General features: G+C 39.6%; 18 protein-coding genes. 9 read left to right on the top strand and 9 right to left on the bottom strand.

Going from position 1 to position 21,973, the window contains the following annotated elements; genetic code table 11:
* Nucleotides 1–3: 3 nt before the first annotated feature.
* Nucleotides 4–711 (bottom strand): hypothetical protein, encoded by a 708-nt coding sequence (locus FDK13_RS13755; protein WP_137340582.1) that lies wholly within the window; start codon nt 709–711, stop codon nt 4–6.
* The gene (locus FDK13_RS13750) at nt 708–2,996 is read right to left on the bottom strand and encodes an Rv1355c family protein (protein ID WP_137340581.1); all 2,289 of its coding nucleotides are present in this window, start codon (nt 2,994–2,996) and stop codon (nt 708–710) included. Before FDK13_RS13750 ends, FDK13_RS13755 begins: the two co-directional genes overlap by 4 nt.
* Before the next feature lie 368 nt (nt 2,997–3,364).
* On the opposite strand from FDK13_RS13750, the gene FDK13_RS13745 reads away from it, so the two are divergent.
* Entirely contained in the window at nt 3,365–3,832 is a 468-nt protein-coding gene (locus FDK13_RS13745) for a response regulator (RefSeq protein ID WP_137340580.1), read from the top strand.
* 40 nt (nt 3,833–3,872) lie between these two features.
* On the opposite strand, the gene FDK13_RS35405 is transcribed toward FDK13_RS13745, so the two are convergent.
* Complete coding sequence (locus FDK13_RS35405; RefSeq protein WP_170982798.1) at nt 3,873–4,046, bottom strand: hypothetical protein; 174 nt, start codon at nt 4,044–4,046, stop codon at nt 3,873–3,875.
* A gap of 187 nt (nt 4,047–4,233) precedes the next feature.
* Between FDK13_RS35405 and FDK13_RS13740 the strand changes: the two genes are divergently transcribed.
* Nucleotides 4,234–4,428, top strand: coding sequence for a hypothetical protein (locus tag FDK13_RS13740; RefSeq protein ID WP_137340579.1), 195 nt, complete (start codon nt 4,234–4,236; stop codon nt 4,426–4,428).
* Nucleotides 4,429–4,467: 39 nt separating this feature from the next.
* Here the strand turns inward: FDK13_RS13740 and FDK13_RS13735 are convergent, their stop codons facing one another.
* Nucleotides 4,468–5,532 (bottom strand): NADH:flavin oxidoreductase/NADH oxidase, encoded by a 1,065-nt coding sequence (locus FDK13_RS13735; RefSeq protein WP_137340578.1) that lies wholly within the window; start codon nt 5,530–5,532, stop codon nt 4,468–4,470.
* 180 nt (nt 5,533–5,712) lie between these two features.
* On the opposite strand from FDK13_RS13735, the gene FDK13_RS13730 reads away from it, so the two are divergent.
* Nucleotides 5,713–7,854: a right-handed parallel beta-helix repeat-containing protein gene (locus FDK13_RS13730; RefSeq protein ID WP_137340577.1), complete on the top strand. Its 2,142-nt coding sequence runs from the start codon at nt 5,713–5,715 to the stop codon at nt 7,852–7,854.
* A gap of 55 nt (nt 7,855–7,909) precedes the next feature.
* On the opposite strand, the gene FDK13_RS13725 is transcribed toward FDK13_RS13730, so the two are convergent.
* The 4 genes from FDK13_RS13725 to FDK13_RS13710 all read right to left on the bottom strand — a co-directional run bounded on the left by FDK13_RS13725 (nt 7,910) and on the right by FDK13_RS13710 (nt 12,902).
* Entirely contained in the window at nt 7,910–8,767 is an 858-nt protein-coding gene (locus FDK13_RS13725; protein ID WP_137340576.1) for a dienelactone hydrolase family protein, read from the bottom strand.
* 119 nt (nt 8,768–8,886) lie between these two features.
* Nucleotides 8,887–11,160, bottom strand: coding sequence for a cation:proton antiporter domain-containing protein (locus FDK13_RS13720; RefSeq protein ID WP_137340575.1), 2,274 nt, complete (start codon nt 11,158–11,160; stop codon nt 8,887–8,889).
* A gap of 283 nt (nt 11,161–11,443) precedes the next feature.
* On the bottom strand, nt 11,444–12,166 hold the full coding sequence (locus tag FDK13_RS13715; protein WP_137340574.1) for a LytR/AlgR family response regulator transcription factor: 723 nt from the start codon (nt 12,164–12,166) through the stop codon (nt 11,444–11,446).
* Complete coding sequence (locus FDK13_RS13710) at nt 12,132–12,902, bottom strand: sensor histidine kinase (protein WP_137340573.1); 771 nt, start codon at nt 12,900–12,902, stop codon at nt 12,132–12,134. Before FDK13_RS13710 ends, FDK13_RS13715 begins: the two co-directional genes overlap by 35 nt.
* A gap of 249 nt (nt 12,903–13,151) precedes the next feature.
* On the opposite strand from FDK13_RS13710, the gene FDK13_RS13705 reads away from it, so the two are divergent.
* Both FDK13_RS13705 and FDK13_RS13700 read left to right on the top strand, forming a co-directional pair.
* Complete coding sequence (locus FDK13_RS13705; protein ID WP_137340572.1) at nt 13,152–13,469, top strand: MerR family transcriptional regulator; 318 nt, start codon at nt 13,152–13,154, stop codon at nt 13,467–13,469.
* A gap of 31 nt (nt 13,470–13,500) precedes the next feature.
* Nucleotides 13,501–14,730, top strand: coding sequence for a M20/M25/M40 family metallo-hydrolase (locus FDK13_RS13700; protein WP_137340571.1), 1,230 nt, complete (start codon nt 13,501–13,503; stop codon nt 14,728–14,730).
* 98 nt (nt 14,731–14,828) lie between these two features.
* On the opposite strand, the gene FDK13_RS13695 is transcribed toward FDK13_RS13700, so the two are convergent.
* Nucleotides 14,829–15,341 (bottom strand): metallophosphoesterase family protein, encoded by a 513-nt coding sequence (locus FDK13_RS13695; RefSeq protein WP_137340570.1) that lies wholly within the window; start codon nt 15,339–15,341, stop codon nt 14,829–14,831.
* A gap of 357 nt (nt 15,342–15,698) precedes the next feature.
* Here FDK13_RS13695 and FDK13_RS13690 point away from each other — a divergent pair, with 357 nt between their 5' ends.
* The 4 genes from FDK13_RS13690 to FDK13_RS13675 all read left to right on the top strand — a co-directional run bounded on the left by FDK13_RS13690 (nt 15,699) and on the right by FDK13_RS13675 (nt 21,923).
* The gene (locus tag FDK13_RS13690; protein ID WP_310588077.1) at nt 15,699–18,506 is read left to right on the top strand and encodes a TonB-dependent receptor domain-containing protein; all 2,808 of its coding nucleotides are present in this window, start codon (nt 15,699–15,701) and stop codon (nt 18,504–18,506) included.
* Between the two features lie 77 nt (nt 18,507–18,583).
* Complete coding sequence (locus tag FDK13_RS13685) at nt 18,584–19,330, top strand: GLPGLI family protein (protein ID WP_137340569.1); 747 nt, start codon at nt 18,584–18,586, stop codon at nt 19,328–19,330.
* Nucleotides 19,331–19,629: 299 nt separating this feature from the next.
* Nucleotides 19,630–20,517, top strand: coding sequence for an OmpA family protein (locus FDK13_RS13680; RefSeq protein WP_137340568.1), 888 nt, complete (start codon nt 19,630–19,632; stop codon nt 20,515–20,517).
* Between the two features lie 119 nt (nt 20,518–20,636).
* On the top strand, nt 20,637–21,923 hold the full coding sequence (locus tag FDK13_RS13675) for a serine hydrolase domain-containing protein (RefSeq protein WP_137340567.1): 1,287 nt from the start codon (nt 20,637–20,639) through the stop codon (nt 21,921–21,923).
* Nucleotides 21,924–21,973: the final 50 nt, after the last annotated feature.

Below are 21,973 nucleotides of genomic sequence, written 5' to 3'. Positions count from 1 at the left end.
TTTCTAAATATTAATGTAAATCGGATTGATTTTTGTCTCGTAAAAAATATTCATCTCGCCCTTTGGTCCTGTCTCAAAAGTATGTTGAAGAGGATTTAATCGTAAGTCCATAATTCTCTCCCTTTCTTCCGCATTTGCAAGGGGCAGGGTATCAAGATCCTTGATCAGTAACGCTGTGGCAATCAGGCCTTCTTTTGGATAATAAAAAGTTCCGTTTTTGCCTAAGTCACGCACAATCTCAAAGCCGACCCGCGTGCAATTTCTCAGTGTTGCCGGGGAACATAAGGCCATGAGATATTTTACACCGATCTGAGAGGATATCGCCACGCCAATCCTGCCAAGAAATATACTTCCGATCCCGTATCCTGCTACTTCTTTTGAATTAAACAAGCCACAAAATTCCGCAATTTTAATGTCTCCTAACTTATCAACATAGGAATATATTGAATCATCAATTTTGGCAATCGCGTCCTCCATCGGCATCTTTAAATTTGCCGAGCGGACTTGTATTCTACCTCCACCATATATTTTCTCCCCATCCTCTGACTCTACAATGATCATGTAGGTATTGGGGTCATGCAACCAGGTATGGCTCGCTGACGTCACTTGTTTTACTCCGTAAGATTCGAGTACTTTCTTATGTCCGTCAATATATCTGAGGTTATTTTCAATATCTTCGGGTGCACTATATGCTCTGATTCTGGCTATCATTTGTTTGTCATGTCACCTGCAAAAAATGTATCGTGTAAGGGTAATCGCAATGATTTGATGGCTGGTGTTTCAGCTTTTGCTATTTTAAACAAAAATACTTCTGCCATATCATTTTTTAGGGGTACCAGATTTATAAACCTCTGGCGAAGGGCGTGGAGCTTTTCACTTTCTCCTTCATCAACTCCGGAATTTTGACCGTGTAAAACTCTTGGAAACAGATAAAAAGGAGATATCAGAGGATGAATGGCATAGCCCAGCAACTCGGCTTTTAACCAAAGACGCTCCAAAGAAATACCGCCCTTAAAAAAGTTTTCGGCATTGTATTTTGGAAGTGTGATAATGCCCAATGCGGAAGCGGATTCAATCAGTTTTCTGCTAACATCTATAAGTGCATTGCCGCCATCAATTTCCTTCAGTACTCTGGCAATTTTGTGATCCTTGATGAGTGACATGGCCGCCAATTGCGCAGGACTCATTCCAAGTGTCTGGACATCAATTCCATCTGCGGATTTTTCGGCATCTTCTTTGGTCCATTTCATTTCCCGGAACACAAAGTCTTTATGTCCTTCTTCATTCAGCAGCCTTATCCGGTCGCAGCCTCCGATGATTTCGGCAACGAGGCGCATCTGCTCTTTATCCTGAATCATCAACAATTTGGCCCCGTCAATACTTTCGGCCGCTTCTTTTAACATTTCCAGTTCAGGATTTGGAATATCAACGGCCTGCGAAGGATTGCGGTTTGTAGTCCGGTCGTAAATTACACTTACCGATTCCGGGGAAAAAACTTTTTCAAAACCGGCATCTTCTGTCAGACTAAATTCAATGATTGCAACAAGCGGAGAGGAGCTGCCGAGAGGAAATAAATTTTTCTTTATGAAAAGTCCGGCTTCATAACTTTGAAGTGTAAGATTTTCAAAAGCAGCACCAAAGGAAAGGTTAGAGGCAATATTGTCGAAGTTTCCGAATGAATAAGCTCTGTGCTCATCATGAAACAAAAATAGTTTTCCATTTTGATAAAGCCATTTCCAGGGCTGGTCATTACCGGTAGAAGGCGCCTGGCAGGCAGCTTTAACAATCGTTTCAACTATCGTAACATCAGGAATATACGTAACAGGCTGATCGTCAAAGCGGGAAGCGTTTTCTTTTGCTGAGTCTAAGTCGAACGGCGCAAATGGATTGTTAAATGTGACGATGTCACTGATATTTTTATTTCCAATTAATCCCTCCGAATCAACATAATACCGGCCTGAGTCGTGGAATTGATTCAAAAGGATCCGACGTACAACATCCGTTGTTACGCCCGCTCCAAGTGTGACAGCGCTGGCAAGCTGAGGCCACGTTCCAATGGATTGGCCAACTTCAAGTAAAGAAACCTTTCCCCGTAGTGAGCTGTTTTTGGCATCTACAATTCTTATTATCAGCGGTACTTTTTCTTCGTTGGTGAGGTTTTTAAGTTTGGACGGATCAATATTTCCGATCAGTCCATGGAAAATCGGACGATCGGGTTCAAGGTCGAACCTTTCAACATCCAGCATCCCTTTGTCACTTGTTTCCATCACGACCGGAATACTATATTTTTTCGCTTCATTTCTGCATAATATCTTGATATCGAGCTCATCACATTCTTCTACGAGCAGATCCAGGTTGCCATCTTCTGTAAGAAATCCTGAGATATTTTGTTCTGTAATTCCGTCAAGATAACATTCAACCCTGATAAAGGGATCAATTTCTGCAATTTCCCGGGCTGTAATAATCGCTTTATTAATCCCGATATTATGTAAACCGGTTTTAATGCGGTTCATATTGCTCAATTCCAACGTATCAAAATCCGCCAGCTTTATATGTCCGCAAACGCGTTCAGTAGCCAACGTTAACGCAACCGCATTACCGACTGACAATCCTACAACACCAATTTTCTTACTAAAAAGGGTATTCTGTTCTCTTGTAGTTATTTTGTGTTTGTTTCTGCTCGTCCTTACTTCAACAAATTCGTCTTTGTCCAGAATATGAAGAATTCTTTTAGCCCAGGGATAGTATACCCAAACTCCTTCCTCATCCGTGACTTTATCTTTTACCCACTCGTTGTATAAATTTTGACAGTCAGCGGCGCTAAATCTTTTTTGAGGACTTCTTATTTTGAAAAGTTCGCTTTTTTGAGATTGAAATAAATTAAGAACTATATTGTCACTTGCAGAAGTAATCTCGTCAAATTTTTCTCTGTCAGCGTTCTGGTTTAATTTGAAAATAACAGGCAAAAAAATTTGATCGAACTCTATTTTATCCATTTTTCCTGGCGTTGAGCGTTATTATTATCTGGATTTCCCAGGTTTTGATTCAATTTTACAATCTAAACATAATTTTACAAGAACGATAATAAATCCAGTCAGTTATCTTAATTGATAATTTTCGGCGTATTTGTTTAGCGTAGACTGGTCTGACAAAATTAAGCAAATGAAATCCAATTTTTTTCAAATTCTTAATTTCAAAGTAAACTATCTTATTGTTTTAAGAATATGTTAATTTATGTTCAAACATCTATATTTGCAAGGACAGAACAAATTCCAGTCCAAATATTATTACCTTTTTTGAAATAAATCTAGTATTTTTAGAAACATGAATTTATAAGATTAGTTCAGAGTTTACAATCAATGAAATGGAAAGCCCCGAGAAAATAAGTATCCTTTATGTGGATGATGAATTAAATAATTTAAATTCTTTTAAAGCCGCCTTCAGAAGAGATTTTAACGTCCTGACTGTTACATCCGGAAAGGAGGGATTGGAAGTGTTGAAATCCAATAAGGTACATGTTATTATTACCGATCAGAGAATGCCGGAAATGACCGGTGTAGATTTTTTAATTGAAGTTTTAAAAGAGTACACGGACCCTATTCGTATATTACTCACCGGATATTCAGATATCAATGCTGTAATTGATGCTGTTAACAAAGGCCATATTTATTACTATCTTAATAAGCCATGGGACGAGCAGCAACTGCGGATTATTATCAAAAATGCGTATGAAATTTTCAGTCTGAGGGAGAAAAACAGAGAATTGCTGGAGAAGCTGATTGATGCAAATAATCAACTTGAATTTTTATTGAGGCAAAAACTGATATCCTGATATGTTCATGCCGGCAGATACCTCAATAAACATGTCCGGACTAATAGGATTTTCTTCTGAAACTGACACCTTTTCTAAGTAACGGTGTCAGTTTTATTTCTTTTAACATGTGGCCCAAAACATAATAAAATGTAGTGAAAATCAGGGCTGAAAGGATTAAAGCTGCAAGAAAAAGATTTCCAAGCACTTGTATAAATGTGATTAACTCTGCCATAACGGTTATTGATGAAGTATAATTATTCTGTTTTTACTGAATATAAAAAAAACTGTACCTGTGTTCTTCGGGCATAGCATTCCCCATCATTCTTGCTCTCAGAGGCTTGTAGGGTTGGTATCTTTTTTGTGAATGGTTAATTAGTCTACAATCAAAGTAGAAATTCATCAACTTAACGGATCCGACCATGAAAAGGATAATCGCAATATTTTTGATCAATTCACTGATGGCTGTTACTTTACTAACATCTTGCAGCCGCCAGATGGATCAAAAAAGCAAAAAAATAAAAACTACGGAAAACAAGACAGAAGGATATCTGTACTATCAGAACGACCAAAGTTCAAAAGGTGATTCGACGATTAAGAAAAATGTAAATAATTGATAAATTCCTGTCCGTGAAAACGGACAGGAATTTGGAGTTTTAAGGTTTAGCCCGCTCATATTGCACCGGCCAGGCTGTTTCGTCATGCACTTCTTTTGCTGCCAGTAACGGGAAATAGGGATTACGTAATATTTCTCTGGCCATAATAATCATGTCGGCGTCTCCATTTACAAGTATAGTTTCGGCCTGAACCGAATCCGTGATCATTCCGACTGTTCCGGTAAGGATACCAGTTTGCTTTTTTATTGCGGATGCAAAAGGAAGCTGGTACGCCGGACCCACAGGTATTTTAACGGGAGCGACCAATCCGCCTGTCGAAACATCAATCAGGTCAATTCCTTTTCCTTTTAATATTGATGCAAGTTTTACAGACTCTTCCAGGCTCCAGCCACCCTCAGCCCAGTCCGTTGCAGAGATTCTGGTAAAAAGCGGTAAATCAGCTGGCCAGACCAATTTTATTGCTTCAATAATCTGCAGCAATAAGCGGATACGATTTTCAAAATTTCCACCATACTCATCCGTGCGCTTATTGCTAAGCGGAGACAAAAACTGATGAACAAGATAACCATGCGCGGCATGAATTTCTATAACCTCAAATCCGGCGGTTAATGCACGTTTTGCGGCAGCAGCAAAATCAGCAACTACTTTATCAATTCCTTGCTGATCGAGCTCTTCCGGCATCGGGTAATTTTCTGCAAAAGCAATGGGAGAAGCGGAAAAGGTAGTCCAGCCGCCGTCTTCAATATTTACTTTGTCCTTACCTTTCCAAGGCACAGAAGTACTGGCTTTTCTGCCCGCGTGAGCAAGTTGAATACCGGCCACAGATTGTTGTGCTTTGATAAAAGACGTAATCTGTTGCAGTTTTTCAATATGATCGTCTTTCCAGATACCAAGATCATCGGGAGAAATTCGTCCTTCCGCTGACACCGCGGTAGCTTCTGAAATAATCAGAGAAGCTCCGCCGACGGCGCGACTTCCTAAATGTACCAGATGCCAGTCATTAGCAAATCCATCAACGGAGGAATACTGGCACATGGGTGAAACAATGATCCTGTTCTTAAATTTTACGCTCTTAATTTCAAGAGGGGAAAAAAGCTTTGACATATATTTTAAAAAAGTTAATAAATGAAGTCTGTTATCAGTTAAATGATTATTTGTGTTATAAATTTTCAGGCCAGTCAGAAGAATAAATACGTGAAAGTTGCAGAAACGGTTCAGGAAGTTGAATTTTACATCCCGGAGTATGAATTTCTTAACACCGTTTCAGAATAAAAAAATCATTTTATGCAAAGCAGTATCAGTATGTTCGTTCATAAAACCGCATTTGTTTTTTTACTGGTACTGAATTTTTCAGTATGTAAAAGTGCTGATACTTTTTTCGTCTCTTTGGATGGCAATGATAATAATCCGGGAACGAAAGACAAGCCTTTTGGTACCATTTCAAAAGCACAGGATGTTGTAAGAAAGTTACCCGGGAACAGAGAACCAGCCATTATTTACCTGCGTGGCGGTACTTACGTTTTTAAAAATACACTTGAATTTGGCGTAAACGATAAAAATATCGTGCTGATGCCCTGGGGGAATGAACCGGTTATATTTTCAGGAGGGATTTCAATTAACCCATCGAAAGTAAAGCGGCTCGATCAGACTGCCTATGCCAATGAATTTGCAGAAGATGCCAGAAAGAAAATTGGTGTTCTGAACCTCCGTGAACTCAATATTTCGGATTACGGTCAATTGCACAGTGTAGGATTTTCAAGGCCGTATCAGCCATCCTGGATGGAATTGTTTATCAACGATAAACCAGGACAACTGGCTAGATGGCCGAATGATTCAACCATAGCGATGGGGCAGGTTATCGACAAAGGTTCTGTGCCAAGAAATGGCGACAATAGTAATCGCGGAGGGAAGTTTGTTTATGGCTCCGACCGTCCGGCGGGTTGGAAAAAATCAAAAGAGGTCTGGATATCAGGTTATTTCAACTATGGCTATGCCGAAGATGCAATAAAACTGGCTGCGATAGATACAGTCGCCAAAACTTTCACAACAGCTCAGCCACATATTTATGGTTTTGATTCTGGTAAAAACTGGAACCGCTGGTATGCCTATAATATTCCGGAAGAAATTGACCAGAATGGTGAATATTACCTTGACCGCGAAAGAGGACTGCTGTTTTTTTATCTGCCTTCTATCGTTACCAAACTGGATTTATCCATGCTCCAAGACCCATTAATTGTGCTCGAAGGATCGCAAAATATTGCTATTAGAAACATTTCTCTTGAAGTTTCACGAGGTATGGGCATTTACATGGAGCGGTCGCAATCCTGTACAATTTCCAATTGTGTTTTCAGGAATCTTGGATCTTTGGCGGTCACTATTGGCAAAGGAATTATGCCATTTAAAACCCAAAAACATGAAGGCAGCGGCGAGGAATCTTCACGGGTTTTGGGTAGTCTGGATCAGCATCTTTATGAAAATACAACTTTCAACCGACAGGGAGGGGAAAATAACAGGATCGTAAATTGTCATATTTACAATACCGGGGCAGGCGGGGTTAGCCTTGGTGGAGGCGACCGGTTAACATTGACGCCAGCGGGAAACAGTGTTGAAAATTGCCGGATACACGATTTTAACCGTATTGAAAAATCCTATCGCCCTGCCATTAATATTGACGGCGTCGGAAATAGAATTGCTAATTGCGAAATTTACAACGCGCCGAGTATGGCCATTTTATTACACGGAAATGACCATATTCTGGAATACTCAACGATTTATGATGTTTGCCGGGAAGTTGATGATCAGGGAGCATTTTATTATGGGAGAGACGCTTCGGAAAGAGGGCACAAAGTAAGGTTCAACTATTTCCATCATCTGGGAAATGCCAACCGGACCACGGCAATTTATCATGATGACGGTGCCTGTGGAATGGAAGTTTTTGGGAATATATTTTTTAAAGCAGGTACAATTCCGATACTGATCGGCGGAGGACAGGACATTTCCTATAAGAACAATTTGTTCATTGACAGTCCATTGGGAATTCATGTAGACAATCGTTTTCAAAACTGGTCAAAAAATTCTCTTGACAAAGATGGCGTTATTGACAAACGTCTCAAAGTCGTTAAATTCAATCAACCGCCTTATGCCATAAGATATCCGGAACTGGTAAATTACTGGAAAGACAATCCGGCTATACCCAAAAGACTGGTTTTTGATAACAACGTTTTTGTCAGAATAAAAACAACAAGGAAAGGGGAAGACGGCTGGTTTATCTGGTCAGAAAATAATAAGGTAAGTGACATTTATCCTTACAATTGGAAAATGATGGACAGCCGCCATTTTATTCCTGATGATACGCAGCTTGCCGTGCCCGAAGGCTGGCAGATCTTACCGGTTGAAAAAATCGGGATACTTAAAAATTATCAATAAAAAACTCCTGTTTGGAATACCTTTCAAACAGGAGTTTTTATGAGATTCCCATTCCTCAGGCGATTTTCTCTTTGAATATTTTCATCGTTCTTTCCCAGGCAAGTTTTGCCGCTTCCGGATTGTAACGGGTAGGAGCTGTGTCGTTCAGGAAAGCATGTTGAGCCCCTTCGTAAACGTATAATTCATATTTTATACCGGCTGCTTTTAATGCTTCTTCATAAGCAGGAATTCCGGCATTGATCCTTTCATCAAGGCCGCCATAATGTAATTGCACAAAAGATTTAATTTTCGGAATATCCGCCACTTCCGGCTGACGTCCGTAATACGCAACGGCAACTTTCAAAGTTGGCGAATTTACAGCCAGCTGATTTGCCAATCCGCCGCCCCAGCAAAATCCTACGCAGCCGGTTTTACCATTACTGTCAGGCCTTGCTTTGAGATAATCCAGCCCTTTCAGGAAATTATTCAGGTTTTTTTGTGCATCAATTTTGGCAAAAGCCGCTCTCGCTTCGTCTTCATTTGCGGGCGTTCCTCCAAAAGGCGCAAGCGCATCGGCGGCCAAAGCGATGTATCCGGCTTTGGCAATACGCCGTGCAATATCTTTGGTATGCGGGTTCAGTCCGCGATTTTCATGAATCACTAAAACGGATCCATATTTTCCGGCTTTTTTGGGTCTGGCCAGATAGCCGCCCATGGTAGATCCGTCGCCATCGTAATGAATATCTTCGGTAATAATGTCGTCATCATTTTCTGCCACTGTCGCCGCGTTGGCATAATTTACTTCCAAAAGCGGTAGCAACGCAAGTGCTGCGGACGTGCTTCCGGCTAGTTTTGCAAGTCTTTTTAAAAAGTTATCCCGTGTTAGCGGTTTATGCGTGTATTCGTCGAAAAGATTAATAATGCGCTGATCCATTGATTTTTCGGGATTAGTGAGAAAAGTAAATTTAGGAAAAAAAACGTTGTTCCGGTTTCGTATATAATCACTAAAATGAATTACCTGAATTTCTACTTTTCAATGAATTAAAAAATCTGTTACGAACGGATCATCAAAACACTTGGCGAATTTGACAGCCATAAACTATGGGTTTCCACTGCTTTTTTCCAGCTATCCAGACTGATCAGCATTAAATCCTGCTGTTCAAGAAATTCCTTTTCTATTTTTTTATCGTGATATAAAGCAATGTGATTAGGGGCAATTTGCTCAATTGCTGAAATCGTTTCCTTTAATTCCGGATTCTGACGAATGACGCCGCTGGCATCCAGAATAATGATCCGGGCATCGCTATGATGAATCAGTTTCTGCGCAAAAACCAGTAAAAAGCTGTCGCTCAAAGAAAATATCGGAATGAATATTTTTTCAATTTTGGTTAAATTCTTTTCTACCAAAACCCCAACCGGGCCTTTTACGGCCTTGATGATATGTTTGGTGCGGTCGTCAAAAATGCTGTAATCAAAAAACTTCTCTTTACCTGTAATAGTATCGTAAAGTCTCTCCGGGCTGATAATTTTGGTAGTAAAACCCAGAACTTTACCCAGGATTGTTCCCTCAAAAACCGAACGTCCAATTCCTACCAAAAGTAGATCGAAGTTCCCAAGATTTGCCGTTTCAATAATATCACGGTCAATATTTTGTGAAGGCTTGAATAAAGTAACAACCGGAAGATTCAGTTTTTTCGCTTCCTCGTGAATCGGCGCGAAACTTTCCTGTTCATATTCTTCCGAATTAAACTGATTTAAATCATTACTTGGAGATAAATGCAAAGCCGTAATAATTGAATTGGAAGGTGCTTTTTTTACAAAACTATTCGCAAGCCGCAGCATGGTTTGTCCGCGCTCCGGACTGCCGAAAGAAACCAGGATAGTATATTTTCCTGTTTCAATGACTGACTCCGGAAGTTCCACATTTTTTTCAGGGAAATACCGGTTTATAACATCCAGCGCCGGGCCCGTCATGCAGGTTGTTACCAGCGCCATAATCACCATCATCGCAAATATTTCCGGTGTCAGCACGCCCAGGTCATAGCCGATATTGAGCACGACCAGTTCCATCAGTCCACGCGTATTCATCAAAGCGCCGATGATAAGGCTGTCACGCCAGTTTTGCCCGACAAATTTCGCAGCCAGCGAACTTCCGGCAAACTTTCCGATAACGGCTACGGCGATGATCAATCCCGTAATTTCCCACAAATAGGGATCATTCAAAAGACCGATTTGTGTTCTTAAACCGGTGAACACAAAAAACAGGGGCAGTAATAAAACAAGTGCTACGTCTTCAACTTTTTCTATGAAAATGTTCCTGAAATTAAGATTCGCCGGCATAATCACGCCCGCCATAAACGCACCGAAAAGTGCATGAATACCAATAATTTCGGTGGCATAGGAAGATACCAGCAAAATGATAAAAAAAACAGCTACAACCGGTTTCGTCAATCCTTCTTTGGTAGAATAAATATCACCCATTTTTTTAAGAAAAGGTCTTACCAGCCTGAGCATGACAGCCACATAAGCAGCCGCCAGAAGCATCGTATATATGGAGCTGACAAACGAACCTGCTTTTACGATGGCAATAACGGCAGCCAGAATACACCAGGCAGTGATATCGTCCGTGGCAGCGCAGGTAATTGCCATAGCGCCAAGCCTGGTTTTTGATAGACCCCTTTCCTGAACAATACGCGCAAGAACCGGAAATGCAGTAATACTTAATGCAATACCCGTAAAAAGCGAGAAGGACAGAAAGCTGACCTGAGCAGGGGCGAAACGCTCATAGACAAAAAATGCAAGTCCGATACCCAGGGCAAATGGGAAAATAATACTGGCATGGCTAACTACAATGGCTTCCTGTGCTTTGTTTTTCAGTACTTTAAGATCCAGTTCCATACCAATCACAAACATGAAAAGTATAAGTCCTATCTGACTTAAAAATTGAAGATTTGGTAATGATTTGGCGGGAAATAAAAAGCCTGAAAATTCAGGATAATACATACCTATAAAGGATGGCCCAAGGAAAATCCCGGCAGCAATTTCGCCGATCACTGTGGGCTGTTTGATTTTTTTACAAACATAACCGAATGTCCGTGCGACGAGGATAATCGTTATAATCTGCAAAAGCAGGATGGCGAGCGGACTGGTGATATTTTGCTTGTAGGTATCAATAAACTGAAACCAGGAAGAAGTGGTCAAAGGATCTTTTGTGATCGTTACCTTATTAATTTCAAGCACCTGTCCTTTCAGGATCAGAAAATACATCAGGCCTGAAAACACGCCAATGGTAAGGGCATAGAAAATCAGATTTCGTATATTCTTCATTCGGTAGCGTTTTATGTTAAAGGTTCAGGAATTATTCTTGTATTTTATTTTAAACCAGCGAAAGTAAATTTACCAGTTCAAGCCGCGAATATGCACCTGTGGAAGTTGGGAGGCAACTAATATGTAACAAACGGGAAGTATTCTGTAATGAAACCTATGGACGAAGATTCATTCACATGAAAATGGACAGGAAGTATGTCTCAACGCAATTATCAAAGCGGCTGTGGAAGAGATGTGAATTCTTATTGATTCAAAATGGAAATTTTCAATTATAACGAAGATTTCAACTTGAAACTTTTTCCAAAAATTCTTTCCGGAAATTATCCCCGAGTGTAATGACGAGCTCTCTTTCCGAATTTTCGGGAATTATGGTTGTCGTTACGTCCTGGTGCGTGAAAAAACGAACTGCTTTTAACGCAATAATATCTTTTTTACTGATCCGGCAGAAGTTTTCTGCTGGCAACAAAGCCAGGAGCTGTTCGAAAGAAATATTTTTCAATGTTATTTCAATGCCATTTTCAAGATAAGCCACTTTATCACGCTTCTCTTTTTCGGCTGAGGTAATGAGTAAAAGCTGGTCAAAGGCAACAAGTGCTTTTCCTTTGTTGGTATTAAGCTGCATAAATTGCTTCTCCGTTTTTCCTTTTTCTATGAGTTTTGCAGCTTTTAAAACCGCTTTTTCCAGACGCTCTTTCTGAATTGGTTTACGGATATAATCCACCGCATCCAGATCGAAAGCTTCCGCAGCAAATTCCTTATAAGCCGTAATGAAAATCACAGGTTTTCCTTTTAAAAGTTGAGCCACTTCCAGTCCGTTCAGGCCAGGCATTTCAATATCCAGAATACACAGATCAAAATCCAGAATTTCGGACGCCTTCATTAATTTGACGGGATTGTTAAATGCTTTGACTACTTCAAGCCCGGGAATTTGCTCGCACAACATGCACAGATAAGTCAGCCCGGGCAGTTCGTCATCCAGCAGAAGACATTTTAGCTTTGTGTTCAAGCAGATTGATTTTCAGGTGAGCAATGTAAATATCGTTTTCCCTTTTGTGTTCGAGTGAATAATTTTCATGGTAAACCAGAGCAAGCCTTTTTCGCAGATTATCCTTTCCGAAACCACTTTTCTCCTTTTTCAGGGTAGGGTTTGCGCTGATTTTGTTGGTAACTGTAAGTGAAAATGTGGTTTCGTTTAAATCAAAAACGATGGAAATAAACGCATCCTGATTTTGAATATCGGCATGTTTGAAAGCATTTTCGATCAGGTCAATCGTAATAAGCGGTGCTACCAGTTTTTCATCGAAAAGAGAATCGTCTTTGTCTATTTTATTTTTAATTCTTAAATCAAATAACGGGCTGACTTTTAACCGGTTAATTTCAATAAGACTCAGGGCGAAATCGGTTTCTTCCTGTAAAGAGACATATTCACAATCGCTTTCATACAAGATGTAATCCAGAACGTTGGAAAGCTTGTCGAGCGCATAATAACTCTGGTAAGCATGTGACTGGATGGAATTCAGTACGTTTTTAAAAAGATGCGGATTGAGTTTTGATTTAATCGTTTCAAGCTCAAAGTTTTCTTTTCTCGAATCTGTTTCCTTCGATTTTTGAATGAATTGCCGGTTTTGTTCAGCTTCTTTTTTTAATCTCAATATCAAATATATGATAATTATTGCACTGATCGTCAGTAATATAGCGAGCGTGTAAATTAATAATACAGAAATATTGGCCGTGCTTTCCATACGGCAAATTACATTCAAAATTGATCTTCTGCACTAAACGGGTTTTTAAGCGCGTTAATTTTATCAGATTCTTTTCAAATTTTACTCGAAATGAATTCAGAAAAAAATGAAAAATCACACGTATAAGTTCTATTGAAACTTACTATTCGCTACTGATTCTTCCAAAATAATTACGGGATTTACATGAACAATTTGTTTAGAACTATTATAATTAACTAACTTAGCCAGCTACAACCTCAGACTCTGATTATGGATACAAAACCAAATACAAAACTTTATTATGATACCAATGAAGTAGCTGAAATAGTGGGCTGTGAAGCTTCTGCCTTGCGTTTTTGGGAAACAAAATTTCCTCAGCTGAATCCCAAACGTGATGCGCGGAACCGAAGACGGTACACGGAAAGTGATATTGAAATAGTTAAAAAAATAATGCACCAAACCGGTAAGCAGGGGAGAACGATAAAAGGTGCAAGGGAACAGCTGCGTAGAAAAGAAGACGCGCAGCTCATGATTTACAAACTTAGCCGGGTGAGACAATTCCTGGCCGAGTTAAGAGATAATCTTTAAGATTTTTTATTGATGGTTTTTAAAAATTGGAATGAAAAAATTATTTTTTTTATTGGTACTTTTTAGTACTTCGTGCCAATGGAGTGCGGCACAGATTTTCAGTGCTTCGGATATTAAAAAGCATGTGGATCTCTTGGCGTCGGATGCTTTTGAAGGAAGAGGAACGGCTACTTTGGGAGAAATAAAAGCAGCGAATTATTTAGCTGATCTTTTCAAAAGTGCAGGATTGAAAGCTGCCGGAACGAATGGCACTTATTTTCAGCCTTTTCAGGTAACCATTGGCATAGATGGTTTTCCACACCAAATGATAGCCCGGAATGTAATTGGTTTTCTGGATAATGGAGCCGAAAAAACGATTGTGGTTGGCGGGCATTATGATCATTTGGGAAAAGGTTATCAAAGCGGATCACTTTCTCCGGATAGTAAAAATTTGATTCACAATGGCGCCGATGATAACGCATCCGGGACGACGGGTGTGATCGAACTGGCGAAATATTTTGCCGGAAATTCTGTCAAAGAAAAACACAATTTTCTTTTTATCGGATTTTCCGGTGAAGAACTTGGGCTGCTGGGTTCTAAATATTATACGGAATCGCCGACAATTCCGCTCAAATCCATTTCGGCGATGATCAATATGGATATGATCGGACGCTATAATCCGGATAAAGGTTTGATAATTTCCGGCTGGGGAACCAGCGCTGCCTGGGGGGAAATCATTCCTGATCTTGCCAAAAAACAGAATATGAAATACACGATTGATTCGTCGGGTGTGGGTGCTTCGGATCATACTTCATTTTATCTGAAAGATATTCCGGTACTGCAATTTTTCACCGGAACCCACAGCGACTATCATAAAACGAGTGACGATTCTGATAAAATCAATGCCGAAGGAGAGGCAAATATCCTGAAATTGATTGCGGGCGTTTTGGAAAAGCTGGATAATGAAAAACAGGATCCGGGGTTTTTGCCTGCCGGAAATCCACATGCAGGTGCGACAACCTCTAATTTCAAAGTAACATTAGGCGTAATGCCGGATTATAGTTTTTCCGGCAAGGGATTGAAAATTGATGCTGTTTCAAAAGCACGTCCGGCGGAAATTGCAGGAATCCAGGCTGGCGATGTGATTACCAAACTTGCCGGTAAAACGATCAACACTATTTACGATTATATGGATGTACTCGGCGATCATGAAAAGGGGGAGCAGGTTGAAGCGGAATTTTTGCGCGGAACGGAAACGAAGGTGGTTAAGGTCATATTTTGATCTTGATTTTCGGGATTTTCCTGATTTTCAGGATTTTATTTGAGAAGTCAACAGTGTGTTTCTGTTGGCTTCTCTTTTTTTATCAATATAATAAAAAATTAACCTTCAATAGCGCCCCGTTTCCCTAGCTCGATTACCTCCATCTGGCTTATCAAACCTTCGTGAAGATTGAAACGAAGCAACGTTCTGATCTTGTGAAAACCTTCTCTTCCTGCTGCCCCGGGATTGATGTAAAGCATATTTTTTAATTCTTTATCCCGGATAACCCGGAGGATATGCGAATGTCCGCAGATAAAAATATCCGGTGTTTCAGCTCTTAAAGTTGGCAGAACGGTTGGGTTATACCGCGGCGGCGCTCCGCCGATATGTGTCATCCAGATGCGGAATCCTTCCAGTTCAAAATGTAAATTTTCCTGACAACGCACTTGAATGGCTTTATTATCAATATTGCCATAAACAATCCTGACAGGTTTAAAGGCTTCCAGCTGGTCAATAATTTCCACCGATCCAATATCTCCTGCATGCCATATTTCATCGCAATTGGAAAAATAATCCAGAATGCGAGGATCCAGATATCCATGTGTGTCAGAAAGCAAACCTATACTTTTCATTTATTATTAATTGTAAACGGAACGCGTCTTTTGAATGATAATGTAAAACCACACTTACACATTTTCTAACCAGCCATTCTTAAGAACTCTTAAAAACAAAAAATTTGGCCCAGGCAGAAAAAGTCTGCAAATTAAGGAATTATTATTTTAATAATTTTTATGTAACCGATTTTTCGATTTGGTTTATTTAAAATAACCTTAATTCTTAATAAAGGTTAAATAGTAAAATATCGGTAACAAATTTTGTTAAAAACTAATCTTTTAGTTGTAAAATATATCTTGATTTTATAATATTGTGCAACCCAATTTTTATATAGCTTTCCTTTACATACTCACATTAAATAAAACTACTTAGCCTTGAAAAAAATCTTACTGCTGCTATGTTGCAGTCTTATTACTTACGCCACGTTTGCGCAAAGTACAGGACGCTTCTCGATGAAAGGTATTGTCACGGATACGTCCGGCAACGGATTGCCCGAAGCCACCGTGATGCTGCTGTTGCCAAAAGATTCTTCTCTTATAAATTTTGGAAGAGCTGCCAAAGACGGTTCATTTGAATTTAAGAACCTGAAAAGGATTTCTTACCTTCTGAAAATTTCTTACGTTGGCTATCTTCCTTATCAACACCAGGTTATCCCTAACGATGGCGAGGTTACTAATCTTGGCAAGCTGGGGATGAAGTTTCTGAATCAGGATCTGTACGAGGTCGTTATCAAAACGGCCAGGGCTCCGCTGAGTATTCGTGGAGATACCGTTGAATATGATCCCAGAGCATTTAAAGTACCGCCTGGGGCAACAGTTGAAGATCTGCTTCGCAAGCTTCCGGGGATGCAGGTTGATGCCGACGGAAATATCAAGGCGCAGGGCGAAACGGTCAAACGTGTAACAGTAGATGGTAAGCGGTTTTTTGGCGATGACCCAAAAATGGCGACTAAAAACCTTCCGGCGGAAGCGATTAACAAAGTCCAGGTATTTAATGGCAAAACCGAGCAGGCAAAAGCTACCGGTGTGGATGACGGGAAAAGAGAAAAAACTGTCAACCTTGAACTAAAAGACAGTCATAAAAAAGGTGGTTTTGGAAAAGCCATCGCGGGAGTTGGTTCAGATTCCAGGCTGGAAGGAAAAGTCAGTTATAACCGTTTTGATGATAAGCAGCAGTTTTCGGTTTTGGGTTTTGGAAATAATACCAATCAATCCGGAATTGCCCGAAATGATTATCAGGATTTTAAAGGCAGCCAGTCGTTCAACTGGGGAGATGATGGTGATTTTGGGTTTGGTGGCGGAAACCGTTTTAGTTCGGATGGAGAGTCGATCACAATTCAGCCCAATTGGGGCGGCAATAATTCTCAGGGATTTACAAAAAACTGGGCAGGTGGCGGAAACTATAATTTTGATACAAAAAAGACAAAAGTAAGTGCGAGTTATTTCTATAACTCAACGGATGCGTTGACAAATGTGATGTCGAGCAGAGATAACTTTTTAAATAATACAACCTACAAATCTACGGATGTCAACAAAACAAGTGCTTTCAGTGGAAATCACAGACCAAGTCTGCGGATTGAAAAAGTACTGGATTCATTGAATACCATTGTTTTGATCAGTAATTCCAGGATTAATAATGGCGATAGTGATTATGATAGTTTTCAGCAATATTACCGGAGTGGGGATACTTTGTCAAACCGCTCAACGATAAACAATAGTAGTTTGTATAATTCGTTTGCGATGTCGAATCTGCTTTTGTATCGTCATAAGTTTAAGAAAAAAGGAAGGAATTTTGCTGCAAGTATTGGTTACAATATCAATAATTCGGATGGAAGTTCGAACCAGAATTCGATGAATGAATTTTTTCTTGACCCGACGCAAAACAGTACAATTCGTCAGCAAAACAAAACGAAGAGCGACCGGAATCAGCTGAAAGGAAGTTTGTCTTATATAGAGCCGTTTGCTAAGAAATTTTCCTGGGAAACGTTTTACAATTTCAGTCTGAGGAAAGACAAAGTGGACAGAAATGTATTCGATGTTAAAGACAGCGGACTGGAACCGAACCAGCTCTTAACAAGGTATTATACAAATGAAATCAACTACAACCGGATCGGAACTAGTGTGAGATATTCTAATAATGGTCTGAATATATCTATTGGTGGGGCCGCACAGCAGTTTGATCTGAAAGGGAAGTTTGCTCAGGATCAAACTTCTGTTGACATTACCAAAGTGAACCGGACATATTTCAAAGTGGTACCGAGTGTCTCGCTGAATTATGATTTGAAAAGAAACCGGTATTTGTATATGGAATATATGCAAGGTATTCAGGAGCCTTCCATCAAGGATTTGCAACCGGTGGTCGACAATAGTAATCCTTTGAATATTGTTGTCGGCAATCCAAACCTGACTCCGGAGTTGAGACACAACATTTACGGTGGTTATCAGTTTTTCAATCCTGCAAGTTTTACCTATCTGTTTGTGAATGCGCAGTACAATTATTATGTAGATCAGATTGTTTACAATAAAACGATTGATGCCAATCTGGTTACAACGACCAAACCGATGAATGTGACCGGTGGTTTTAATTATGGTTCCAGTATTGGTGTTTCATATCCGCTCATTAAGACAAAATTGACCATGGGCCTGAACACAGGATTTAATTTGAGCCAAAACCCTATTTATATAAACAATGTGATCAACAAGACAAAAACGGACTCTTATAATTTTGGTACCCGTCTTGATTTTACTCCAAGCGACATTTTTACATTTTATACCAACGCCTACTGGAACATTGCAAATACCAGTTATTCCATCAATACCAGTCAGAATCAAAAAGTACTTAGTGCAAATTATAGTGGAGATATGAACATCAAACTGCCAAAGGAAATTTATTTTAATGCCAAGTTGAACTTCAATACTTATGCAAACAACCAGTTTGGTTTTAGCCAGAAACAGCCGATACTAAATCTTTCCGTTGCCAGAATCGTGCTGAAAAACAAAAGAGGAGAAATTCGTTTTACTGCTAATGATGTGTTCAAGAGGAATCTTGGAATAACACAAAACGCAACATCAAATTATTATTCGGAAACCAGAGTCAGGACATTATCGCGATATTATATGCTGAGTTTTACCTACAATATGCGGGGAATGTCAGCATCGGTAAAACGTAGTAACGGATTCTAAAAAAACATTTTTGCGTCATCTGCCGATTTGGTGGATGACGCTGAGTTTTATCAAGCCATAGCCCCAAAACTGATTTTATGAGACTGATTACAATCTTACTTCTACTAATCTCTACAATTTCTTTTACCTCCAAAGCCCAAAAAATGGAAGGTGAAATTACGTATGAGAAAGTATATCACTGGACAAAAATATATTCCCGCGCGAGCTATCTGAGTACTGAGGAAAAGGACAGAATGAAAATGACCTGGGGAAATGATGACGAGCAAAAACAAGAAATGAAGCTTTTCTTCAACGAACAGAAAAGTTATTATTCTTATTACAAAAAACAGGAAAATGAAGGAGGTTATTCATGGAACGAGCGGGAATACAAGGTATACCGTGACCTTGAAAATGAAAAACGTACGGATATTATCGAAATGCTTGGGAAGGTTTTTATTGTTGAAGATTCGACAAGAGCTCCTAAGTGGAAGGTTATGAACAAGATAAAGGAAATTAACGGCTATATGTGTATGATGGCTGTAACCGAGGATACGATTAAAGGTCAGCAGATTACAGCCTGGTTTGCGGACAATCTCCCGGTATCAATCGGGCCCGAATTATATGGCGGTTTGCCAGGCTTGATCCTGGAACTTGACATTAATGACGGGGACCTTGTCATTACTGCAAAGAAGATTGAAATGAAAGCCATAACAGAAGACTTAAATGTTCCTAAAAAACTTAAAGGAAAAAAAGTGACCGAAGCTCAATATAATACGCTGGTCGCAACTCATATCAAAGACAGTGTCAAAGCACATCGGAATCCATACTGGTCGATGTCTTACTAACGATTTTGTTAACGTTTCTTAATTACCGGAATAAAAAATAATTATTACGCATGGATTAATTTTTTGTTTTTATACCTTTGCGGTCTGAAAGGACAGGTAAAGGACTGAAATACTCAGCATTATCTCTTCGCAATAAGAGATAATGCTTTTTTTATGTTACAAATGGTCTTTTTTGAAAATCCAAAGTAATCTATGTACGAGAAAAGTTCCAAACGATCTGTGGCATGGTTTCTTTACTCACTTCTTTAAACTATGTTGAACTTAACAAATTTTAAATTTTAGTATAACCCTTGATAATTATGAAAAAAACGCTTTTAGCTGTTGCTATGCTGTTTGTACTGGGCTCTTGCGCCAGTAAGAAAAAAATGCTTGCCGTTCAAAATAAGGCAAATGAAATTCAGATTCAATTGGATAAAGCAAGAGCTGATCTTAACGATTGCGATAGCAGAACTGCAAGTTTGAACAATGATTTGAAACTTAAAAACGACGATCTTACTGCTAAAAATAGTAAATTGAAAGAATTGCAGGATCAGGTTGATTTCCTGAAAAAGAACAACAACAGTCTTCTTGACCGTATGTCGGATCTTTCTGTAATCAGCAAAGAAGGTTCTGAAAGTATCAAAAAATCTTTGGAAATGATGAATGTTCAGGGTGGCCAGATCCGCGATTTGAATTCAAGCATCCAGCGTAAAGATTCACTTAACATGGCGCTTGTTTTGAACCTGAAACGGTCATTGCAGGATGTTAGCGATGAAGATGTTCAGATCGAAGTGAAAAAAGGAGTGGTTTATGTATCACTTTCTGACAAAATGCTTTTCAAATCGGGAAGTGCTCAGATCAACACCCAAGCTGAAACAGTACTTGCCAAAGTTGCCAAGATTCTTAACGATTACAAGGAAATTGAAATCCTTATTGAAGGTCACACGGATAATGTGCCTATCGCAACTGACAAATTCTCTGATAACTGGGATTTGAGCGTTTTGCGTGCAACTTCTGTTGCTCGTACACTTCAAAAGAAATATGGTGTTGAACCGGTTCGTTTGATCGCTGGCGGCCGTGGAGAATATCTTCCTAAGGTGGCAAACGATTCTCCTTCAAACCGCAGCTTGAACCGTCGTACTGAAATTATCATAACGCCTAAATTGGATCAATTCTTTAACCTGTACACGCCAAACGCAGGTAAATAATCAAATTCAAATTTTAAAAGATTTATAGCCCGTCAGATTCTGACGGGCTTCTTTTTTGTCTTAACTATGAATAATTTGTGCTATTTTGCTATCCAGTTCACCAAAAGATTTTAACTTCTATGCTCCGGATTTTTTCTGTTACCCATTGGAAAACCACTGTTTTCCTTTTTCTGATTTCTGCCCAACTGGTTCTGGCCCAGCAACTTGCCGAAGCGACGGCGGAAAGTGTGGGTATAAGCAGCGAGAGACTTAAAAGAATTGATAAAGTTTTGCAGGAATATGTTGATAAACAACAGGTTGCGGGTTCTGTTGCGATTATCGTTAAGAATGGAAAAATCGTTTATTACAAAGGATTTGGGTCCGATGACTGGGATACCAAAGCACCACTAAAAAAGGACGCCATTTTCCGGATTGCTTCCCAGACAAAAGCGATTACGAGTACAGCAGCCATGATTTTATTTGAAGAGGGGAAATTTTTACTGGACGACCCGGTTTCAAAATATATTTCTTCGTTTAAAAATCCTCAGATTATTGACAAATTCAATGAAAAGGATTCCAGTTATACCACCAAACCGGCGAAAAATGAAATTACAATTCGTCAGTTGTTAACGCACACATCAGGAATTAGTTATCCAAGTATCGGCTCAAAGGAAGCAGTTGCCATTTATGCAAAAAATGATATCCCAAGCGGCATTGGAACACCCAATTACAAACTCTCAGAAGTAATTACTAAACTTGGTAAAATGCCGCTTGTGCATGAACCCGGTGAGCGCTGGACGTATGGACTGAATTCAGATGTGCTTGGTTATCTGGTAGAAATATTGTCGGGAAAATCGTTGAATGACTTTTTCAAAGAACGGATTTTTGAGCCTTTGGGCATGAAAGACACGTATTTTTATTTACCGGAAAATAAGAAAAACCGTTTGGCAAAATTGTACACGCAGGACAAGGAAGGGAAAACGATCAAGGCGGAAAACAAACCTGGTTTTAATAACGATTATCCAAATGAAAACGGGACGTTTTATGCAGGAGGAGCGGGTCTAACTTCTACGGCTTATGACTACGCTATCTTTCTGCAAAGTTTTGTAAATGGAGGTCAATACAACGGGAAACGAATTTTAAGTCCTGCTACTGTACATTTAATGACACAAAACCAGATCGGTGATTTGAACGTTGGTAAAAATAAATTCGGTCTTGGATTTTCTATCGCAACAGAAAAAGAAGCGGCCCGAATCCCGGTTTCAGTAGGAGCTTTTGACTGGGGAGGAATCTTTGGTACTACATATTGGGCAGATCCAAAAGATAAAATCGTGGCTTTACTTATGACGCAGAAATATCCAAGCTCCGTTTGGGGAGAAATGCAGGATAAATTTAAAGTTCTTGTTTATCAGGCGGTTGTGGAATGAGTTGTGGCCTGAATTTGAGTCAGGTTTTGTCAGGAGGCGTTCATTTGGTT

It is taken from the genome of Dyadobacter frigoris (assembly GCF_005280585.1).
Taxonomy (GTDB): Bacteria; Bacteroidota; Bacteroidia; order Cytophagales; family Spirosomataceae; genus Dyadobacter; species Dyadobacter frigoris.
This window is presented reverse-complemented; position numbering and strand designations above follow the sequence as displayed.

What these genes read in the sequence shown, in the direction of transcription:
- FDK13_RS13755 (WP_137340582.1), bottom strand. Translation starts at nt 711, where the DNA reads ATGATAGCCAGAATCAGAGCATATAGTGCACCCGAAGATATTGAAAAT.
- FDK13_RS13750 (WP_137340581.1), bottom strand. Translation starts at nt 2,996, where the DNA reads ATGGATAAAATAGAGTTCGATCAAATTTTTTTGCCTGTTATTTTCAAA.
- FDK13_RS13745 (WP_137340580.1), top strand. Translation starts at nt 3,365, where the DNA reads ATGGAAAGCCCCGAGAAAATAAGTATCCTTTATGTGGATGATGAATTA.
- FDK13_RS35405 (WP_170982798.1), bottom strand. Translation starts at nt 4,046, where the DNA reads ATGGCAGAGTTAATCACATTTATACAAGTGCTTGGAAATCTTTTTCTT.
- FDK13_RS13740 (WP_137340579.1), top strand. Translation starts at nt 4,234, where the DNA reads ATGAAAAGGATAATCGCAATATTTTTGATCAATTCACTGATGGCTGTT.
- FDK13_RS13735 (WP_137340578.1), bottom strand. Translation starts at nt 5,532, where the DNA reads ATGTCAAAGCTTTTTTCCCCTCTTGAAATTAAGAGCGTAAAATTTAAG.
- FDK13_RS13730 (WP_137340577.1), top strand. Translation starts at nt 5,713, where the DNA reads ATGCAAAGCAGTATCAGTATGTTCGTTCATAAAACCGCATTTGTTTTT.
- FDK13_RS13725 (WP_137340576.1), bottom strand. Translation starts at nt 8,767, where the DNA reads ATGGATCAGCGCATTATTAATCTTTTCGACGAATACACGCATAAACCG.
- FDK13_RS13720 (WP_137340575.1), bottom strand. Translation starts at nt 11,160, where the DNA reads ATGAAGAATATACGAAATCTGATTTTCTATGCCCTTACCATTGGCGTG.
- FDK13_RS13710 (WP_137340573.1), bottom strand. Translation starts at nt 12,902, where the DNA reads ATGGAAAGCACGGCCAATATTTCTGTATTATTAATTTACACGCTCGCT.
- FDK13_RS13705 (WP_137340572.1), top strand. Translation starts at nt 13,152, where the DNA reads ATGGATACAAAACCAAATACAAAACTTTATTATGATACCAATGAAGTA.
- FDK13_RS13700 (WP_137340571.1), top strand. Translation starts at nt 13,501, where the DNA reads ATGAAAAAATTATTTTTTTTATTGGTACTTTTTAGTACTTCGTGCCAA.
- FDK13_RS13695 (WP_137340570.1), bottom strand. Translation starts at nt 15,341, where the DNA reads ATGAAAAGTATAGGTTTGCTTTCTGACACACATGGATATCTGGATCCT.
- FDK13_RS13685 (WP_137340569.1), top strand. Translation starts at nt 18,584, where the DNA reads ATGAGACTGATTACAATCTTACTTCTACTAATCTCTACAATTTCTTTT.
- FDK13_RS13680 (WP_137340568.1), top strand. Translation starts at nt 19,630, where the DNA reads ATGAAAAAAACGCTTTTAGCTGTTGCTATGCTGTTTGTACTGGGCTCT.
- FDK13_RS13675 (WP_137340567.1), top strand. Translation starts at nt 20,637, where the DNA reads ATGCTCCGGATTTTTTCTGTTACCCATTGGAAAACCACTGTTTTCCTT.